Annotated in this window: 18 protein-coding genes and 1 pseudogene; 5 read left to right on the forward strand and 14 right to left on the reverse strand. The window is 61.4% G+C overall.

From position 1 onward, the window contains the following. Positions 1-15: 15 nt before the first annotated feature. The 3 genes from modA to BM254_RS11455 form a co-directional block, all read right to left on the reverse strand. A complete protein-coding gene (modA, locus tag BM254_RS11445) occupies positions 16-825 on the reverse strand; it encodes a molybdate ABC transporter substrate-binding protein (protein ID WP_175497257.1) in 810 nt (269 codons plus the stop codon). 113 nt (positions 826-938) lie between these two features. Beyond that, positions 939-1,889: a sterol desaturase family protein gene (locus BM254_RS11450; RefSeq protein ID WP_092003448.1), complete on the reverse strand. Its 951-nt coding sequence runs from the start codon at positions 1,887-1,889 to the stop codon at positions 939-941. Positions 1,890-1,996: 107 nt separating this feature from the next. Next, positions 1,997-2,818: a glutathione S-transferase family protein gene (locus BM254_RS11455; protein WP_245777435.1), complete on the reverse strand. Its 822-nt coding sequence runs from the start codon at positions 2,816-2,818 to the stop codon at positions 1,997-1,999. Between the two features lie 61 nt (positions 2,819-2,879). Between BM254_RS11455 and BM254_RS11460 the strand changes: the two are divergent. After that, positions 2,880-3,821, forward strand: a pseudogene (locus BM254_RS11460) (META domain-containing protein); the annotation flags it as partial. Between the two features lie 77 nt (positions 3,822-3,898). Here BM254_RS11460 and BM254_RS11465 read toward each other — a convergent pair. The 3 genes from BM254_RS11465 to BM254_RS11475 all read right to left on the reverse strand — a co-directional run bounded on the left by BM254_RS11465 (position 3,899) and on the right by BM254_RS11475 (position 7,065). Next, complete coding sequence (locus BM254_RS11465) at positions 3,899-4,954, reverse strand: quaternary amine ABC transporter ATP-binding protein (protein WP_092003451.1); 1,056 nt, start codon at positions 4,952-4,954, stop codon at positions 3,899-3,901. Positions 4,955-4,964: 10 nt separating this feature from the next. Further along, on the reverse strand, positions 4,965-5,999 hold the full coding sequence (locus BM254_RS11470) for an ABC transporter permease (protein ID WP_092003454.1): 1,035 nt from the start codon (positions 5,997-5,999) through the stop codon (positions 4,965-4,967). A gap of 94 nt (positions 6,000-6,093) precedes the next feature. Next, entirely contained in the window at positions 6,094-7,065 is a 972-nt protein-coding gene (locus tag BM254_RS11475) for an ABC transporter substrate-binding protein (protein ID WP_092003457.1), read from the reverse strand. A gap of 283 nt (positions 7,066-7,348) precedes the next feature. Between BM254_RS11475 and BM254_RS11480 the strand changes: the two genes are divergently transcribed. The 3 genes from BM254_RS11480 to BM254_RS11490 all read left to right on the forward strand — a co-directional run bounded on the left by BM254_RS11480 (position 7,349) and on the right by BM254_RS11490 (position 9,916). Beyond that, positions 7,349-8,449 carry a M14 family zinc carboxypeptidase gene (locus BM254_RS11480; protein WP_092003460.1) on the forward strand — a complete coding sequence of 367 codons (1,101 nt, stop codon included), beginning with the start codon at positions 7,349-7,351 and terminating at the stop codon, positions 8,447-8,449. A gap of 1 nt (position 8,450) precedes the next feature. Beyond that, complete coding sequence (locus BM254_RS11485) at positions 8,451-9,188, forward strand: alpha/beta fold hydrolase (RefSeq protein ID WP_092003462.1); 738 nt, start codon at positions 8,451-8,453, stop codon at positions 9,186-9,188. A 110-nt stretch (positions 9,189-9,298) separates the two neighbouring features. Then, entirely contained in the window at positions 9,299-9,916 is a 618-nt protein-coding gene (locus tag BM254_RS11490) for a glutathione S-transferase family protein (RefSeq protein ID WP_092003464.1), read from the forward strand. Here the strand turns inward: BM254_RS11490 and BM254_RS11495 are convergent. Then, positions 9,902-11,104 (reverse strand): GGDEF domain-containing protein, encoded by a 1,203-nt coding sequence (locus tag BM254_RS11495; protein ID WP_092003467.1) that lies wholly within the window; start codon positions 11,102-11,104, stop codon positions 9,902-9,904. The two genes, BM254_RS11490 and BM254_RS11495, sit on opposite strands and share 15 nt — an antisense overlap. A 95-nt stretch (positions 11,105-11,199) precedes the next feature. Between BM254_RS11495 and BM254_RS11500 the strand changes: the two genes are divergently transcribed. Further along, positions 11,200-11,814, forward strand: a complete 615-nt coding sequence (locus BM254_RS11500; protein WP_092003470.1) for a DUF4202 domain-containing protein — start codon at positions 11,200-11,202, stop codon at positions 11,812-11,814. 217 nt (positions 11,815-12,031) lie between these two features. Here the strand turns inward: BM254_RS11500 and trpC are convergent, their stop codons facing one another. The 7 genes from trpC to BM254_RS11535 form a co-directional block, all read right to left on the reverse strand. Next, positions 12,032-12,853 carry an indole-3-glycerol phosphate synthase TrpC gene (gene trpC, locus BM254_RS11505; protein WP_092003473.1) on the reverse strand — a complete coding sequence of 274 codons (822 nt, stop codon included), beginning with the start codon at positions 12,851-12,853 and terminating at the stop codon, positions 12,032-12,034. A 172-nt stretch (positions 12,854-13,025) separates the two neighbouring features. Beyond that, positions 13,026-14,054 carry an anthranilate phosphoribosyltransferase gene (trpD, locus tag BM254_RS11510; protein ID WP_092003476.1) on the reverse strand — a complete coding sequence of 343 codons (1,029 nt, stop codon included), beginning with the start codon at positions 14,052-14,054 and terminating at the stop codon, positions 13,026-13,028. Between the two features lie 14 nt (positions 14,055-14,068). After that, positions 14,069-14,653 (reverse strand): anthranilate synthase component II, encoded by a 585-nt coding sequence (locus BM254_RS11515; protein WP_092003479.1) that lies wholly within the window; start codon positions 14,651-14,653, stop codon positions 14,069-14,071. 16 nt (positions 14,654-14,669) lie between these two features. Further along, a complete protein-coding gene (trpE, locus tag BM254_RS11520; protein ID WP_092003482.1) occupies positions 14,670-16,157 on the reverse strand; it encodes an anthranilate synthase component I in 1,488 nt (495 codons plus the stop codon). Between the two features lie 236 nt (positions 16,158-16,393). Next, positions 16,394-17,083: a phosphoglycolate phosphatase gene (locus BM254_RS11525; RefSeq protein WP_092003485.1), complete on the reverse strand. Its 690-nt coding sequence runs from the start codon at positions 17,081-17,083 to the stop codon at positions 16,394-16,396. Beyond that, entirely contained in the window at positions 17,080-17,766 is a 687-nt protein-coding gene (gene rpe, locus BM254_RS11530; protein ID WP_092003488.1) for a ribulose-phosphate 3-epimerase, read from the reverse strand. Before rpe ends, BM254_RS11525 begins: the two co-directional genes overlap by 4 nt. 183 nt (positions 17,767-17,949) lie before the next feature. After that, complete coding sequence (locus tag BM254_RS11535) at positions 17,950-18,708, reverse strand: co-chaperone DjlA (RefSeq protein ID WP_092003492.1); 759 nt, start codon at positions 18,706-18,708, stop codon at positions 17,950-17,952. Positions 18,709-18,711: the final 3 nt, after the last annotated feature.

The raw sequence follows: 18,711 nt of genomic DNA on the forward strand, positions 1-18,711 counted from the left end.
CTTTGTCAGCCGGCTTCAGGGCTCCGGCGTGTCACCGGTATCGTAGCCGTCTTTTTCAATGATTGCCCGCGCTTCTTCGCTGCCCAGAAATTCCAGCCAGGCCCTGGCGGCTTCCGGGAACCTGCTCCGGGCCAGCAGGATGGCCTGCTGATCGATGGGTTGATGCAGCGAGGCCGGGACTACCCAGTTGGCACCGCTATCGCCGTCCCAGGCCCGAAGCTGGGCCAGGGCGACAAAGCCCGCCTCGGCATTGCCGGTGGCCACGAACTGGAAAGTCTGGGCAATGGAATCACCGCGGACCAGGCGCCGCTGGATCGTGTCTTTCAGGCCCAGGGCGTCGAGCACTTCCATGGCGGCGACGCCATAGGGTGCCGTGCGGGGGTTGCCAATGGCCAGTCGGGGCCCGGTGCTGGCGGCGAGATAGGCCTCGGGGTCCTGGAAGGCGTCCTCGGACCGGCTCCAGAGCACCAGTCGACCACGGGCATAAGTGAAGCGGCTGCCGGTGACCCCCAGTTCCTGCTCTTCCAGCAATTCCGGGCGTTCCCGATCCGCTGCCAGAAACACGTCGAAGGGGGCACCCTGGCGAATCTGGGCATAGAGCTTACCCGTTGAGCCGTAGCTGGCCCGGATCTGGTGGCCGGTATTCTGCTCGAACACGGGGATCAGCTTTTCCATGGTGCCGGTGAAGTTCGCGGCGACCGCTGCGGTCAGCATCTCGGCACTGGTGGATACGGCAAGGGTCGCCAATATCAGCCCCGCCAGGCCGGTACGGAATCTTCGCCAGGTACGGTGCCGGCGGGAATACACATCAAAAGCTGTAGCCATGGGTCCTCGGCGTTCGGTTCAGTCCGTTAGTACTGGAACAGGATCATGCCACAGGCCGGGCGCGTATTCGAACCCGGATCGCTCAAAGTAGACAACAGACCACTCCTGTGGGGTCAGTCCCGGGTTTGTCGGGAGTCCCGTGAGGCATCCGGCCGTTGCCATTCCGGGGCATGCCAAAGGTGGCCCAGCCGTGACCAGATGCCGCCGGGGCGCGCCATGTCCCGGAACAGGTCCACGTACTCGTGGGTCCAGAGTACCAGCAGGTTGTTCGAGGGCACCGGCCGGGTAATGCCATAGTCGGGCGGTTCCTTGGCGTCCTCGTCCACAAAGGTTCCGAACAGCCGGTCCCAGACAATCAGGGTGCCGCCATAATTGCGGTCAATGTAGCCGGGGTTGCGGCCGTGGTGGACCCGGTGATGGCTGGGAGTATTGAACACCAGTTCGATCCAGCCGGGCAGCCGGCCCACCAGGGTGGTGTGGATGAAGAACTGGTACACCAGGGAAAAGGCATAGGCGACACCGATCCAGACCGGATTGAAGCCGATCAGGGCCAGGGGCAGGTAGAAGATCCACATGCCATTGAAGATGTTGGTGGCATTCTGGCGCATGGCGGTGGAGAAGTTCATCCGCTCGGAGGAGTGGTGTACCACGTGGGCGGCCCAGAACCAGCGCATCCGGTGGCTGGCCCGGTGCATCCAGTAGAAGCAGAAATCCACGCCGAGGAAGGTCAGGAAGCCGGTGAGCCACGTGAGTTCGAGATTAAACAGCCGGTAGTGATAACACAGGGCGTAAACCGGGAAGGCGATCACGCCGGCAAACAGCAGCTCGGTGACCTGGTAACCGGCGCCGAGCGCAAAGTTCCGGACCGCTTCCCGGGCATCCATCAGCCGGGGATCGTGGCGGATCTTGAGGTATTCCCAGACAGCCACGGCGATGAAGACCGGCGTGGCAAACACGAAAATCAGCTGGCGCTCATCCAGGGCTATCCAGGGCGCAACTTGCTGCCAGAGTGCCATCAGGCCGCTGTCTTCGAGTACGGCCTGCATCATGTCCATCAAAACCATAACCTGTCCCGATCCGGTCATTACCTGGAGTCTATATTGGCACAGGCGGGCAGGAATGCATTGTCGGTTTGCGTCAGGCCCATTGACGTTTTACGCCAGTTTCCGGATCAGCGCTGGCGGTGTTCCCGGTACAGGCGGGCCAGTGGCTCGATCTGTTCCTGCCACTGGTCAAGCGTGTTCCTCATGTCCGGCAACAGCCGCTGCCGTTTCGGCCAGGGCACCGGGTATTGCGGCGGCTGGAACAGCGGCGCGAGCAAGGCACCGGCGGCGAGGTCGGCGCGGGAGAAATGGTCGCCGGCCAGGTAGGGCTGGCGCTGGTAGGTGTCCGCCAGTTCGGTGAGCAGGGTTTCCAGAACCTGCTGTGAGGCATCCGCCGTTTTCTGGTTGATCTTCATCCAGTCACGCATGATCTCATCAACCCGGCTGAAGGCCAGACTCAGAAAAATACGGTTATAGAAGGGCGTGCCGGAAGCCAGCATGGGAACTACCAGCTTGGGGCGCTGCAACAGGTAATGATAGGCCCAGCAACGTACTGCCGGGCCAGCCTCGTCATCCAGGCGTTGTTCCCAGGTCAGGGCCTGCTCCCGGATAGCCGGATCGGACGGCGTCAGCGGGTGCTCCGGGAAGGTCTCGTCCAGGTAGTCGATGATTGCGGAGGAGCCCTGGATGATCTCGCCATCGTGTTCCAGGACCGGGACCGAGGAAGCCTTGCCGGTGAGCGCACGGACGGTTTTGACGTGCTGGCCGGGCAGCAGGCTCACCGGTTGGTAGCGGATACCCTTGTAGTCCAGGGCCCAGCGGACTTTCTCGCTGTAATGGGAGATGGCGAACTGGTAGAGCCGGACGGGCATGGCAGCAACCTCAGTGGTATGAATCAGGTCACCTACCATACCGCTGAATCCGGAACTCGGCCAGCGGACCTGTGTCATGGCGGTGCCGGCACGACCGGCTTACAATACCCGCCTTGTTATCGGGATCAATGGAGAGATCATGTTTGTACGATACCGCACAGGGACAGCTGTTCTGATCATTGCCGGACTGCTTGGAGGCTGTGCCGCCACCGGGCAATCTGGAGCCGGATCGCAGCCGCAATCGGTCTATCACTGTGGCCAGATGGAGATCCGGGTTGCCCTTGGAGAAGACGAGAATCTGCTGGGAATCGATTACCGAGATCGTCGATTGCTGCTAAAGCCTGCCAGGAGCGCCTCCGGTGCCCTGTATGTGGCGCCGGGTGAGGATCAGACCCGGTTCTGGAGCAAGGGTGAGCGGGCAACGTTGACCATCCGGGGGGAGACTTACCCGGAGTGCCTGGTGCCCGGGGCGGTGGAGATGCCGTTCGAGGCCCGGGGCAATGAGCCGTTCTGGCGAGCCGTGGTCTCCGGTGCCGAACTCCGACTTGAGCGCCCCTTCGAAAAGGATGGCCTGAAGCGGCTGGAAGTGGAAAAGGTAGTGGCTGACCGCCATGGCCGGGAATTCCTGGCCAGAGGCGACGATCTCAATGTCCGCCTTACCGTGGCCCGCCAGCTCTGTCAGGACAGCATGTCCGGCGCCCAGTATCCGGCCCAGACCCGGCTGACGGTGAACGGTGAAACGTACAATGGCTGCGGAGGCGATCCCCAGCGATTGCTCCGGGGCGCCGAGTGGGTCGTCGAGGATATCGCCGGGGCCGGTATTATCGACAGTTCCCGGGTCACCATCCGGTTCCTCCCGGACAACCGGGTTGCCGGGCGCGGATCCTGCAACCGCTATACCGGCAGCTATCAGCTGACCGGTGAAGGCATAGGGTTCGGTGCCATTGCCTCAACCCGCATGGCCTGCGCACCGGCACTGATGAACCAGGAGAACCGTTTCCTGCAAATACTCGGCGAGGTTTCCCGGGTACAGATCGGGCGGGAGGGGCAGCTGCAACTGATCACCCCCTCCGGAGAGACCCTTACCGCGTTTCAGTCCGCCGGGGAGCAGGCCGAGAGAAACAACGTCAGCAGGAAAAGGAAAGCCTTGGGCATTGGTCAGGCCCGTTGGCGCGACTCCGTGGCTGCAGCCGTCGGTACCAGGGCTTTGGTCAGGTCCTTCATATGCAGGGATCCGACCTGTTGGCCATCCCGGACCACGCGGAAGGATAGTTCGGTATCGCCTCCGGAGCGTTCCAGCACGGTTTCGAGATTGTCCCGTTCGGAGATGTCGCCTGCGTAGTTGTCTTCGGCCTCCGTGCCCGGCTTCATGACCGAGCGCACTCGCAATACCCGGGCCCGGTTGATGTCGGAAATGAAGTCGACGATGTACGGATCGCCCGGATTGAGGAGAATCTCCTGGGGGTCGCCCTGTTGCACCACTTCACCATCCTTGAGGATGACCAGGTGGTCGGCCAGCTTGAGTGCCTCGTCCAGGTCGTGGGTGATGAACACGATGGTTTTGTGCAGCTCTTCCTGCAGTTCCAGCAGCAGGTCCTGCATGTCCGAGCGGATCAGCGGGTCCAGCGCTGAAAAGGCCTCGTCCATCAACATGATCGGGGCATCGGAAACCAGCGCCCGGGCAATCCCGACACGCTGCTGCATGCCACCGGACAATTGATGCGGATACTGGTTTTCGTTGCCTTCCAGGCCTACCCGGGCCAGCCATTTGCGGGCATCGGCCTCGAAATCAGACGTGGTGTAACCGCGAATGGCCTTGGCCATGCCGGCGTTCTCCAGCACTGTCTTGTGGGGCAGCAGGGCGAACTTCTGGAACACCATCGACATGCGCTCCCGCCTGAGCTTGCGCAACTGCTCTTCGCTGTAGCTGAGCACGTCTTCGCCATCCATCCGGATCTCCCCGGCTGTCGGCTCGATCAGGCGGTTGAGGTGGCGGATCAGGGTCGATTTCCCGGAACCGGACAAGCCCATGATCACGGTGATTTCACCGTCCCGCATATCCACGTTGATGTCCCGCAGGCCCAGGACATGGTTCTGCTGTTCCAGCAGGTCGGCCTTGTTCATGCCCCGGCGCACATACTCCAGGGCCACGTCGGGATCCGGGCCGAAGATCTTGAACAGTTTTCTGATCGAAATCTTGATGTCGTTTGCCACGAGCGTGTCCTCACTGCTTCTGGGATGCGTTGATACGTGCGAGCGATGCCTTGGTGACCCGGTCGAGGATCACCGCCAGGATGACGATGCCCAGGCCGGACACCAGGCCAACACCCAGTTCCAGGTTCCGGATACCCCTAAGGACCAGTACACCCAGCCCGGGTGCGGACACCAGGGAAGCAATCACGACCATGGCAAGGCTCATCATGATGGTCTGGTTAACCCCGGCCATGATGTTCGGCAAGGCCAGCGGGATCTGAACCTTGTAGAGCTTTTGTCGTGGCGTCATGCCGAAGGCATCGGCCGCCTCGATCACATCCTTGTCCACCAGCCGGATCCCCAGGTTGGTCAGGCGGATAACCGGGACAATGGCGTAGAGGATGATGGCGATGCCATACAGCTTGGACTCGGTCACGCTGAACAGGAAGATCAGCGGAATCAGATACACGAACGGTGGCAGGGTCTGCAGCATGTCCAGCACTGGTATGATCAGTCGCTGGAGGGTGTTGCTCCGGGCCATGGCGATCCCGATCGGCACGCCAAGCAAGACGCACAAGAAGGCGCAGACAAAGATAATGGCCAGGGTCTGCATGGCGTAGTCATAGTGGTCGATGAATGCCAGCAGTACGATGCTGCCACCAACGAACGCCATCAGTTTCCAGGATTTGGTGACCAGGTAAACCACCGCGAGCAACAGCGGAATGACAATCCACCAGGGGGTGTTGAGCATGGCGTACAGGGCGCCATCCAGGAACCAGCTCAGTGGCTGGGTCAGTGGATCAAGCACCAGGCTGAGACTGTCCTTGATGGCGAGAAACCCCTGCTCCAGCCCTTTCGTCAGCTCCCGCGACTGGGGAAAGGCTGCGCAGGATTCGTTGAGCGCATCCATCGAGGGGAAGGGCGCGTCCCAGATCGATTCCGGTTCGGTGTTTTCGCCCTTGGTCTTGGCCAACAGGGCGGACATCGACATAGGGGCATCGCTCTGGCCTTGCGAGCACCACTCCTCGAGCCCGAGTGATGAGAATAACGAATCGTAGGTTGCCATCAGGGGTCAGCCTCTCCTGGGTAGCTGGAGTCGGGTGGTTTGGAAAGAAAGCCCGGGACGGGCCGGAAGGGGCGTCCCGGGCGGGGTAGGTCGATCAGTTATCGAGAATCGCTGCCAGGTTCTTCCGGGCCGAGTCGTTCAGCCAGGTAGACCACTCGTCGCTGTTGTTGCTCAGATAATACACAGCTGCTTCCTCGCCGGACGCGTTGTTTGCGTCCATCCAGGCCAGGATCGAACTCATGGTCGAGGTCTGGAAGGTCAGCTTGCTGAGCATCTCGGCCACTTCCGGTTCACGCTCTTTGAAGTCGGTTGTGACAGAGGTCAGGATGGTGGCCGCGGGGAACTCGGAAACGCCCGGATTCTCTGCATCCGCAGTCTGGTTCCGTTTGTGAACCTCCGGCTTGTATTCACCCAGCTCTACCCGGGTCATGTCGTACTTGCCCAGCGGTACAGTCGGGCCCCAGTAGTAGCCGAACCAGGGCTCCTCGTTCTGCACTGCGGAAGCCATGGAGGACGCCAGAGTCTCACCGGAACCGTGGTTGAATACTTCGATGCCGGATTCTTCAAGGTCCAGGGCACGAATCAGGTTGTCACTAACCACGCGGCAGCCCCAGCCATCGGGACAGTTGTTGAAACGACCACCCACCAGCTCAGGATTCTCCATCACACCTTCGATGGTGGTAAGCTCCGGATGTTTCTCCGCCAGGTAGGTGGGGATCCACCAGCCTTCAACACCACCCGGCTCCAGCACCTTGGCCAGGCGCTCAATCTTGCCCTGTTCTTCCAGGCGCAGGTATGCCTCGCCGGCGGAGTTCAGCCACAGCTCGGTGACAATGTCCGGCTCGCCGTTCTCGGCCACCGAGGTAACGGCCGGTACAGTATCGGAGGGGACAATGGTGACGTCGCAGCCATACCCTTGCTCCATGATGAATTTGGCGACATTGGTAACCACCGTGTTGGACGCCCAGTTCATTTCGGTGATGGATACTTCACCACATTCGTTGGCCTGGGCGATGCCGGGAATTGCCGCCGCACACAGGAGCGCGGCAGAAGTAAACTTCTTCATGGTTACTTCTCCTTTGGGATTGGTAACGCAGTAGAGCGCTTACAGGAATGACCAAACTGCGATCGCACGGGATCGGAGGGAGGGGTTGTTTCTGGAACTGCTACTGCGTTCTTCAAAACAAGATTTCTCGAAAGAATTCCCTTCCTAGCATAAAGAAATTGAATCGAGATTCAAGGAAATGGCCTGAATCCGTCGCTTTTACCGTCATATCTACCGTGTCCACTGTCAACATTCTGTAGCTTCAGATGGTTACCTTGAAAGGTTGTTGGCTGGAGGTGTGTGCATGACCGAATTACGTGATCTGACTCCCCACACGGCGATTGCCGATGAGCAAACGCAGCGGGGTCAACAACAGCGGAAGCAGCTGAGAACCTTCCTGCCCGAGATGACGGCGCTGGAACGAATGCTGGCCGAAGCACCGGCGCAGGTCGAGAGCTATGTGGTCGATCATGTCGCCCTGGATGATCTGCAGTTGCCCATTTACCGGGTTGATATCGGTTCGCCCAGGCCGGAGGCCCCGGTGGTATTGCTCGTTGGTGGCGTGCACGGGCTGGAACGGATCGGTTCCCAGGTGGTCATGGCCTGGCTGGAGGGCGTGCTGAAAAGGCTGGCCTGGGATGAACAGCTGGCGACCCTGTTGGAACGGGTTCATGTGACGATACTGCCGATTCTCAACCCCGGCGGGATGTACCTGAATCAGCGCAGTAACCCAAGCGGTGTGGACCTGATGCGCAATGCGCCGATCACGGCCCAGGACCGCAGTGCCTTCCTGCTGGGCGGGCAGCGATTGTCCCGGAGGTTGCCCTGGTATATCGGCGACCCCGAGCAGGGCATGGAGGTGGAGAATCAGGCCCTGGAAACCGTCATCCGGGAACTGTTGCCGGGACGATCGTTCAGTGTTGCCCTGGATTGCCACAGTGGCTTCGGCTGGCAGGACCAGATCTGGTTTCCCTACGCCTACCGGCGGCGACCGATGCGGCGGATAGCAGCAGTGATGGCTCTGAAGCTGATCTGGGAGCAGGCCTACCCGAACCACGACTACAAATTCGAACCCCAGGCACGCCATTACCTGACCCATGGCGATCTCTGGGACTACTTCTACAAACAGATCAACCGGGATAACCCCGGCGTGTTCCTGCCCCTGACCCTGGAGATGGGATCCTGGCGCTGGATACGGAAGCGCCCGCGGCAACTGTTCCGGCTCGATGGCCTGTTCAATCCACTGGTGCCCCATCGCCACAAGCGGGTGCTACGCACACACCTCACCTGGATCGACTTCCTGCTCAATGCCGCCGCCAGCCATCGGAACTGGTTGCCGGAGCGGGAACAGGAGGCCATGCTGAGGGAAGCGGCGATCATGCATTGGTACCGGGATTCGATCTGACATGCACTGGATACTGTTGCGAGGACTGACACGGGAGCAGGCGCACTGGGGGAATTTCCCGGCGGCGTTGCAATCCGCCTTTCCCGGGCACCGTTTCCACGCCGTTGACCTCCCCGGCACCGGTGTTCACTACCGGCAGGACAGCCCCGATACCATCGAAGGTATCCGCCGGCTGGTTTGCCGGCAGGTGAGTCATATTCCCCGGCCTTTCGGTATCATCGCCCTGTCCATGGGCGGGATGGTGGCGCTGGACTGGGCCCAGAACGCGGAACTCGGGGAAATCCAGCAGCTGGTGATGATCAATACCAGTTCCGGGTTCAGTCCGCCCTGGCAACGCATGCGGCCGGTGGCCTGGCCCCGGGTGCTTCGGTTGCTCTCACGCCGGGAGCTGTTTGACCGGGAGCGGGATCTCTTGCACCTGACGTCCAACCGGCCAGTGCCCCTGGACCTGGCCAAACGCTGGTACAGTATTCAGCGCCAGCGGCCGGTAAGCCTGGCCAACGCCTTCAATCAGCTGCGGGCCGCAGCCCGCTTTACCCCGGCACCCCATCGACCATTACCGGATGCCCTGCTGCTGGCCAGTCGGGGGGATCGCATTGTGCACTTCAAATGCAGCGAAGCCATGGAATCCCGCTGGCAATGGACCCTCAGACTGCACCCCGACGCCGGGCATGACCTTCCTCTGGACGAACCCGGGTGGATACTGGAGCAGATCCGGATCTGGCTGCCACGGAGCTAGTCCGGGGCTACTTAACAGTTGCTTGACGCAACTGTTTTTTGCGGTCAGTCTCTGTGCTGTTCTCAACAATCACCTTCATCCATCCAACACCCGGAACGGAGCCGATCCTGATGAAGATCTTTGAAACAAAAACTGCCCCGAACCCCCGCCGCGTACGCATGTTCATGGCCGAAAAGGGCCTGCTGGACGAGGCCGAATTCGTGGAGATCGACCTGCAAAAGGGCGAGAACCTGACACCGGAATTCGTTGCCCGTAATCCGATGAAGAAAGTGCCGGTGATGGAGCTGGATGACGGCACCTGCATTGCCGAGACCATGGCCATCTGCCGCTACTTCGAAGAGGCCTACCCCGATGCGCCCAAGCTGCTCGGTGAAACGCCCCTGGAAAAGGCTCACCTGGAGCAATGGCTGCGCTGGATCGATTTCTACTTCTTCATGCCCACCGGCATGTGCTTCCAGCACACCACCGGCTATTTCAAGGACCGGATGAATCCCATCAAGGAATGGGGCGAGGAGTGCGGCGAGGGCGTGGAGAAATTCATGCACTTCCTGAACAAGCACCTGGATGGCAGGGACTACATCTGCTGTGACCGGTTCACCGCCGCCGACATCAACGCCTTCACCACCGTGGCCTTTGCCCGCGTAGTGAACATCCGGATCAAGCCGGAGCACACCAACCTCCAGGCCTGGTACGACCGCATCAAGGCCCGGCCGTCAGCCCAGGCCTGAGTGGCCTGAGCCGGGAGTGGCCCCGGTTTCCTTGCCCGGGGCCATCACGACCCGGTTGCGGCCGGCAGCCTTGGCACCGTACAAGGCGTTATCGGCCCGGGTAATCAGTTGTTCCGGGGCGCGCTCCCCATCGAAACAGGCCACGCCCAGACTGATGGTCTGCCGGATCCGGATGCCGTTCACCTGCATCGGCTGATCGGCCATGGCCGCACGGATCTTACGGGCCACTTCCAGACCGCCGGTCGGCCCGGTTTCCGGTAACAGGATCAGCAGCTCCTCGCCGCCCCAGCGACACAGCACATCCTGCTGGCGCAGGCTGGCGCTCACGCGAACAGCGGTTTCCCGGAGTACCAGATCACCCACTTCGTGGCCGTGGGTGTCGTTAACCCGTTTGAAATTATCCAGATCGCCCATGATCAGGCAGAAGGATCGCTCGCTTCTACGCCGGGCCCGGTCCATCTCATGATGTATCAGGGGCAGAAAGGCATGGCGGTTGAGCAGCCCGGTAAGCTGATCGGTGGTTGCCAGCTGTTTTACTTCCTGTTCATTGACGAACTGATGGTTGCCCAGCCGGCGCAGGGTCTCGGAGGTGATCAGGCCCACCGCCAGCATGGCCGTTGGACCGAACAGGTGGGGAACCAGATCCGCCGGTGAAATCCGCAACAGGGTGGCGGCAATGACAAACAGCAACAGTGGTGGCAGGAACTGGACCAGCCAGTCCCGCAGTCCCCGGGTCGCCATCATGGTGACACCAAAGAAGCTGATCATCAGGCCCTCGCTGACCTGGGGCACGCCTCCGGGCTTGTCCTGGAAATAGACCAGGAACAGGCCGAGCATCATCAGCATCAGCGACGTCGACATCATGCGCAGGAACACCTTCGGATGCCAGCCGGGTACGCCGGTCCAGTGGGACAGCAGTGCCAGTCCGATGCTGAGGTAAACCGGCAACCGCAAAAGATGCTCGAGCGACCAGGGCTCGGGCGGCCGGACGCCCCGCAGCTCGTGGCTGAAGTGGTAGGCAACCATGGTGGCCAGCAAGAGCCAGGCACCGAAAATGGTAAACAGCCGCTCCCTTTGGCGCTGGAAGTCACGGTAAGCAGATTGCCACTCGGGAGGAATGTCCGGATTGGTCAGTCGCACTGGATCGTCGGGCTCCGGATAATGTTTGAGTCGTCTATTAATATTCATTCACGGAGTACACCCGGGACAAGTTCCAATAAGAGATATACCCTTCAGGATATTCACCTACGCTGACCCTGATTCAAGTAACGATGGAGTGACAGATGACCGTATCCGCCCGTCTCGATTGTGCCCTGCGCAAGATTGACGAAGCCAATCGGGCTGACCCGAACCGGGAAGTGGTAGGCGGCGAAAACCTGCCCAGGGAGTTCGCCTACAGCCAGCACATGACCCGGTGGCTGTTCGAGCTGGAGCCGGAACCCTCCGAGCGCATGCAGATTGCCTGCCGGGCGCAGCATATCGAACGCTGGACCATGCCCCGGAGCGAGTTTGGAGAGGGCCGGAAGAATTATTACCAGTGGCGCCAGGCCTGTGGCCGCATGCACGGCCGCCGGGCGGCGGAAATCATGGCCGAGTGTGGCTATCCCGAGGAGGAGTGCCAGCGGGTGGAAACCATCCTGACCAAGCGGGAGCTGCGCCAGGATCCGGACACCCAGCTGCTGGAGGACGTTGCTTGTATGGTGTTCCTGGAGCGCTATTTTGCTCCGTTCTATGAGGAAAAGCCGGAGTATGATCGGGAAAAGTGGCTCCGGATTGTGCGCCGGACCTGGGGCAAGATGTCGCCCCGTGGGCATGAGGCGGCTCTGAAGTTGGCCAGCGGGATGCCGGCTCATTTGCTGGAGTTATTGCAGGAAGCTTTGGCTGGTACTCGGGAGTAATACCTGGTGCACAGGCCGGCGGGTGGGCCGGGCCAAAATACGCTGTGAATACGTCCCTGTACGCTCGGCTCCGCCCTTCAGCGCTTATTGCTCCTGCGTCGCGCTGAAGGTCCTGGGCAAGCCGTCCATGGCTTGCCCGTAAAGCCCTTCGTGCTTTACCCCTGGCTCCGCACGATTTTGGCCCGGCCCACCCGCCGGCCTGTATCTGACTCCTCAGTCAGCCTTCTGGAAAAAACAGCTCTCTGAGCTTTTCGCCTGGCTCCTCCGCCCGCATGAACGATTCCCCTACCAGGAAACCGTAAATACCACGGCTGGTCATGGCTTCCACATCGTCCCGGGTCATGATCCCGCTCTCGGTGATCGTCAGCCGGTCCTGGCCGATCCGCTCGTGCAGGTCGAACGTGGTGTCCAGTGACACCTCGAAAGTGTGCAGGTTCCGGTTGTTGATGCCGACCAGGGGCGTTTCCAGGATCAGGGCGTCGTCCATCTCTTCCTGATCGTGCACCTCCACCAGTACATCCAATCCGATCTCCCGGGCGATGCCTTCCAGTTCCTGCATCTGGTAACGGGTCAGGCAGGCGGCAATCAGCAGGATACAGTCGGCGCCAATGGCGCGGCTTTCGTAGACCTGGTAGGGCGCGACCATGAAATCCTTGCGGATGACTGGCAGGCTGCAGGCAGCCCGGGCGGCTTTCAGGTAATCCTCGTGGCCCTGGAAGAAGTCTCGGTCGGTCAGCACGGACAGGCAGGCCGCGCCGCCTTTCTCATAACTCTCGGCGATCTCGGCCGGCACGAATGGATCCCGCAGGATGCCTTTGCTGGGCGAAGCCTTCTTGATCTCGGCAATCACGGCCGGGGTCTGTTGCTCGATGCGTGAGCGCATGGCGTCGGCAAAGCCCCGGGCGGGTGCCTGGTCCCCCGCCATGGCTTTCAAATCGTCAACCGTGACGCGGCGTTTGCGCTCATCGATTTCCTGCCATTTCCGGTCAACGATCTTGCGGAGGATGGTAGGAGTCTTATCCAGATGTCTGTCGGTCATTTCAGGGGCCTACTCAAAAGTCTGCGAGAGCCGGCGGGACAGGGCTTTCCAAAACTGTCTGCAGCCATGGATGGCTGCAGCCAAGCCCTACAGGGATGTATTCACGGGCGTGTTTTGGAAAGCCCTGTCCCGACGGATCGTCCTGCCGGAAAGTGGGCAGCTATTTAACGGGTTAAAAACACTGGGAAAAATCAGCCAGTTCGGACATCTTGCCCGCAGCCAGCCCCGATCCCATGGCATCCAGCGCCATCTCCACGCCGGCTTTCGGCGTATCCGCCAGGCCGGCAATGTAGATGGCCGCACCGGCGTTCAGGGCGATCAAATCCCGGGCTTTCTCGGTGATCTCATCGTGCTCCCGGCCGAACGCCGCCTTGATCAGTTTCAGGGACTCCTCGGACGAGCCTACATCGAGACCCACCAGCGACTGGCTCTTGATGCCCAGATCTTCCGGGGTGATGTCATACTCGGTGATCTCGCCATCCTTCAGTTCCGCCACATGGGTGACGGTGGCCAGACTGATCTCGTCCAGGCCGTCCTTGGAGTGCACCACCATGATGTGCTCCGCACCCAGGCGCTTCATCACCTCCGCCATCGGACGGCACAGTTCCTTGGTGAACACACCCAGCAGCTGGCGTTTGACCCCGGCCGGGTTGGTCATCGGGCCGAGGATGTTGAAGATCGTCCGGCAGCCCAGCTCCTTGCGCGGGCCGATGGCGTGCTTCATGGCGCCGTGGTGGGCCGGGGCGAACATGAAACCGACGCCGATCTGCTCCACGCAGCGGGCCACCTGCTCCGGGGTCATGTCCAGATTGATGCCGGCCATCTCGATGAGATCGGCGCTGCCGCTCTTGGACGATACACCCCGGTTGCCGTGCTTGGCGACAAAACCACCGGCTGCCGCCACCACGAAAGACGCGGCCGAGGACACGTTGAACAGGTTGGCGCCGTCGCCGCCGGTACCAACGATGTCCACCAGCGGTTCCGCGTTGACCGTCACCCCGGTGGCCAGCTCGCGCATGACCTCGGTGGCGCCGGTGATCTCGTCAATGGTCTCGCTCTTGAGGCGCAACCCCATCAGGAAAGCCCCGATCTGCGCATCGGTGGCCTCGCCGTTCATGACGATGCGCATGACCTCTTTCATTTCCTCCCGGGAAAGATCAAGGTTGGAGGCGATCCGGTTCAGAGCTTCTTTCATGTCCATGGAGAGTTGGCCTCTTATTTGTTTGTTCTCAGGAAGTTGCGCAGCAGTTCATGGCCCTGTTCGGTCATGATCGACTCGGGGTGGAACTGCACGCCTTCGATGGGCAGGGTCTTGTGGCGCACACCCATGATTTCCTCGATGGAGCCGTCATCATTGCGGGTCCAGGCGGTGACTTCCAGGCAGTCCGGCAGGGTGTCCTGGTCAATGACCAGGCTATGGTAACGGGTGGCCTGCAACGGGTTGCTCAGGCCCCGGAACACGCCGATGTCCTTGTGATAGACCGGTGAGACCTTGCCATGCATGACCCGGCCGGCCCGGACGATATCGGCACCGTACACCTGGCCGATGGCCTGATGCCCGAGGCAGATGCCGAGGATGGGCAGCTTGCCGGCAAAGTGGCGGATAGCCTCCATGGAAATGCCGGCTTCGTTCGGCGTGCACGGGCCCGGTGAGATCACCAATCGTTCGGGCTTGAGGGCCTCGATCTGCTCGATGGTGATTTCATCGTTGCGGTACACCTGCACATCGGCACCCAGCTCTGCCAGGTACTGCACCACGTTGTAGGTGAAGGAGTCGTAGTTATCGATCATCAGCAACATAATCCGTTCCTCCGCCTCAGTGGTCGTAATCGTTGTAGGTCATGGCCACCGCACGGAAAATCGCGCGGCCCTTGTTCATGGTTTCTTTCCACTCGAGGCGGGGAACCGAATCCGCCACCACCCCGGCACCGGCCTGGATATGCAGGGTGTTGTCCTTGATCACCGCGGTGCGGATGGCGATGGCGGTATCCATGTTGCCGTTGAACGAGAGATAGCCCACCGCGCCGCCGTAGACGCCGCGCTTGACCGGCTCCAGTTCGTCGATGATTTCCATGGCCCGGATCTTCGGGGCGCCGCTGAGGGTGCCGGCGGGCAGGGTGGCCCGCAACACGTCCAGGCAGCTGGTGCCGTCTTTCAGTCGCCCGGTCACGTTGGAGACGATGTGCATGACGTGGGAGTAGCGCTCCACGATCATCTTGTCGGTGACCTTGACGGTACCGGTTTCCGAGACCCGGCCCGCGTCGTTGCGGCCCAGGTCGATCAGCATCAGGTGCTCGGCAATTTCCTTCGGATCGGCCAGCAGTTCGTTCTCCAGCGCCTTGTCTTCAGCATCGGTGGCGCCGCGCTTGCGGGTGCCGGCGATGGGCCGCACGGTCACCTCTTCATCCTCCACCCGGGCCAGGATTTCCGGGGACGAACCGACAATGTGGAAGTCGTCCAGATCCAGGAAGTACATGTACGGCGAGGGATTGAGTACCCGCAGGGACCGGTACAGGTTCAACGGCGGTGCCTCGAACGGAATGGACATGCGCTGGGAGATGACCGTCTGCATCACGTCGCCGTCAAGCACGTACTCCTTGATCCGGTCGACGGCGGCCTCGAAACGGTCCTGGGTGAAGCCGGAGATGAAATCACCTTCGTCCACGGCTTTGCCGCGCAGGTGTTCCGGGGTGCGTGGGGCATTGGTGGTCTGCCGGTGCAGCCGTGCTTCCAGCTCGTCAATGCGGGCCTGGGCCTGCTCATAGGCGCCCTCAACGGCCGGGTCGACGTGGACGATCAGGTGCAGCTTGCCGCGCAGGTTGTCGAATACCACGATCTCGTCGGAAACCATCAGCAGGATGTCCGGGGTACCGATCTTGTCCGGCGGGCAGGAGTGGCGCAGGCGCTTCTCGATGTAGCGCACGGTGTCGTAGCCGAAATAACCCACCAGACCGCCATTGAATCGCGGCAGTTCCGGCAGATCCGGAGCGTTGAAGCGCTTCTGATACTCGTCGACGAACGCCAGCGGGTCGTCCACCTCGGCCTGCTCGACCACCTTGCCGTTGCGGCTGACTTCAATGCGGTGGTCATAGACCTTTAGGATTTCCCGGCTGGGCAGGCCGATGATGGAATAGCGGCCCCACTTCTCGCCACCCTGGACGGATTCGAACAGGTATGAATAGGGGCCACTGGCGAGCTTCAGATAGGTGCTCAGTGGCGTATCCAGGTCCGCCAGGACCTCGCGATACACAGGGATGCGGTTAAAGCCGGCGTGGGCGAGCTCGGAGAACTGCTCGGGTGTCATGTGTCGGTTTCCTGAATTCTGATCTGCATTTGCACGGAAGGGCCGGATGCCATCCCGTCGGGTGGTACGGTCTCGACAGGCGCGCGCCCGTCAGCCGCCAGGCCTGTTCAGCCGGTGCGCCATCGCCACCATCGTGTTGCGCGGGTTGTGAGGATGCCTCGCGCTGCAGTCAGATTCAGTCCCTGCACGGCAGGAATCTCCCGATACCAAGTGTTCAATGAAACGTCCTTGTGAGATTACAAAAGCTCGGCCAGTGAATCAACAATCGCGTCGGCCCCCAGGGTTTCCACCGATCCCCCGAAGTTGTAACCATAACGGACGGCCACGCAGGGAATGCCGGCAGCAATGGCGGCGTTCACATCGGCCGCGGAGTCGCCGACCATAACCGTCGTGCCGCGGGTGCCGCCAAGTTGCTCCATGGCATGCAGCAGCGGGCCCGGGTCCGGTTTTTTGACCGGCAGCGTGTCGCCACCGATGCTCAGGTCAAACCAGTGGTCCAGGTCCAGCTGTTTGAGCAGGGGCGCCACGAACTGTTCCGGTTTGTTGGTCACCACCGCCAGCCTACAACCACTGTTCTTCAGGTGCGCCAGGCAGGCTTCCACCCCCGGGTAGACCCTGGAATACTGGCCGTTGAGCCGGCCGTAGTGATGGAAAAAGATCGCCAGGGCGTCCTTGAACAGGGCATCGTCCTTCGGTTGCGCCGGTTCCCAGTCTGTCTTGCCGGCCAGGGCCCGGCGCACCAGAACTGCGGCGCCGTTACCGACCCAGTCCCGGACCTTGTCGATCCCCGCCGGGGTCCGGCCCAGGTGCTCGAGCATCTGGTCCACCGCGGCGGCCAGATCCGGTGCACTGTCTACCAGGGTGCCGTCCAGGTCGAACAGGGCCACGCCCGGCCAGCGGGCGTTGAAAAGGCCTTTGAGACTCATCCGCCGATCACCTTGCGTGCCTGCTCCAGTTCCGCCCGCATGGCGTCAATGGTGGCCTTGTAGTCCGGGGTGTTGAAGATGGCAGAGCCGGCGACAAAGGTATCGGCACCGGCTTCGGCGATTTCGCGGATGTTATCGGTTTTTACGCCGCCGTCGATTTCCAGGCGGATGTTGAAATTGCTGGCGTCGATTTTCTTGCGGGCTTCCCGCAACTTGTCCAGGGTGCCGGGGATAAACTTCTGGCCGCCAAAGCCCGGGTTGACCGACATCAGCAGAACCATGTCGAGTTTGTCCATGACATAGTCCATGTAGCTCAGCGGGGTGGCCGGGTTGAACACCAGGCCAGCCTTGCAGCCGCCGTCCCGGATCAGTTGCAGGGAGCGGTCGATGTGGTTGGATGCCTCCGGGTGGAAGGTGATATAGCTGGCGCCGGCATCAATGAACATGCGAATCAGGTCATCGACCGGAGACACCATCAGATGAACATCGATGGGCGCGGTGACGCCATGCTTGCGCAGGGCCTCGCAGACCATGGGGCCGATGGTCAGGTTCGGCACGTAGTGATTGTCCATCACGTCGAAGTGCACCACATCGGCACCGGCGGCCAGCACATTGTCGACTTCCTCGCCCAGGCGGGCAAAATCAGCGGAGAGGATGGATGGGGCAATCAGGTACGGGTTCATGATGTCTCTCTCAGTGGTGTTCGATAGCAGTTCAGGGTCTACGGAATCCGGAAGCTCCGGTTCCGGCCGTGCCGTTCAATAGCTGGCCAGTTTATCAGTTTGAGCCGGTGTTTTCGCCGCCAAAAGATCCGCACCTGTGCGTAGTCGGGCCGGCCATCGGTGCCCCTGTGGCCGGGTACGACGTCAAACCGAGTGGTTCCGTTGCCTGATCAGCTCCCAGGCTTGCTGGTAGCGCAACAACTGCTCCTTGGCGATGGCCAGTTCCCGGGGGGACAGACCCTTCTGGGACAGTTTGTCCGGGTGGCATTCCGAAACCTTGCGACGATAGGCCCGCTTGATCAGCGCCAGGGAGTCCCGGCGGGTTACGCCCAGTAACTGGCAAGCTTGGTCATAGGTCTCCGGGCGGGACGGCATATCCGCCGCCCGGACCCAGACCTTGCTGGCGTAACTTTCCAGGATGTGGTCGCTGACGCCCACCGGCAAACCGATCTGGTCGATGGCGTCTTCGCAGCGGTAACGGCGGGGCTTGCCGGGCGGCCCCTGGATCTGCGCCGCATGGCACAGGCAGATGGCCACGGTCAGCGCCGGGGCGGGCCACAGCCGGCGGGTAAGGCGCAGGGACAGCCCTCGTAGCGGCGGCAGATCCTCGGCTTTCTTGCCATGCTGGAACCACTGGATCGCCCGCTGGCGCTGGCGCCCGGACAGGTTCAGGGCCCGGATCAGTCCCTCGGCGTAGTTGATGTCGGCCTCGGTCACCCGGCCATCGGACCGGGCAATGTAACCGAGAAAATAGAACAGTGGGCGGCGGCACCACCCCGGCAGCCGGACCCGTTCAACAAAGGTGGCCGCCTGGTGTCCGCAGGCGGACAGCTCCCGGAGCAGGCTGCTGAACTCGACCTGAAGGTGGGACGGGAGTGTCGGGCTGGCGGTGCTCTTGGGCATGGT

The sequence above is a fragment of the Marinobacter pelagius genome (assembly GCF_900114925.1).
GTDB classification, from domain to species: domain Bacteria; phylum Pseudomonadota; class Gammaproteobacteria; order Pseudomonadales; family Oleiphilaceae; genus Marinobacter; species Marinobacter pelagius.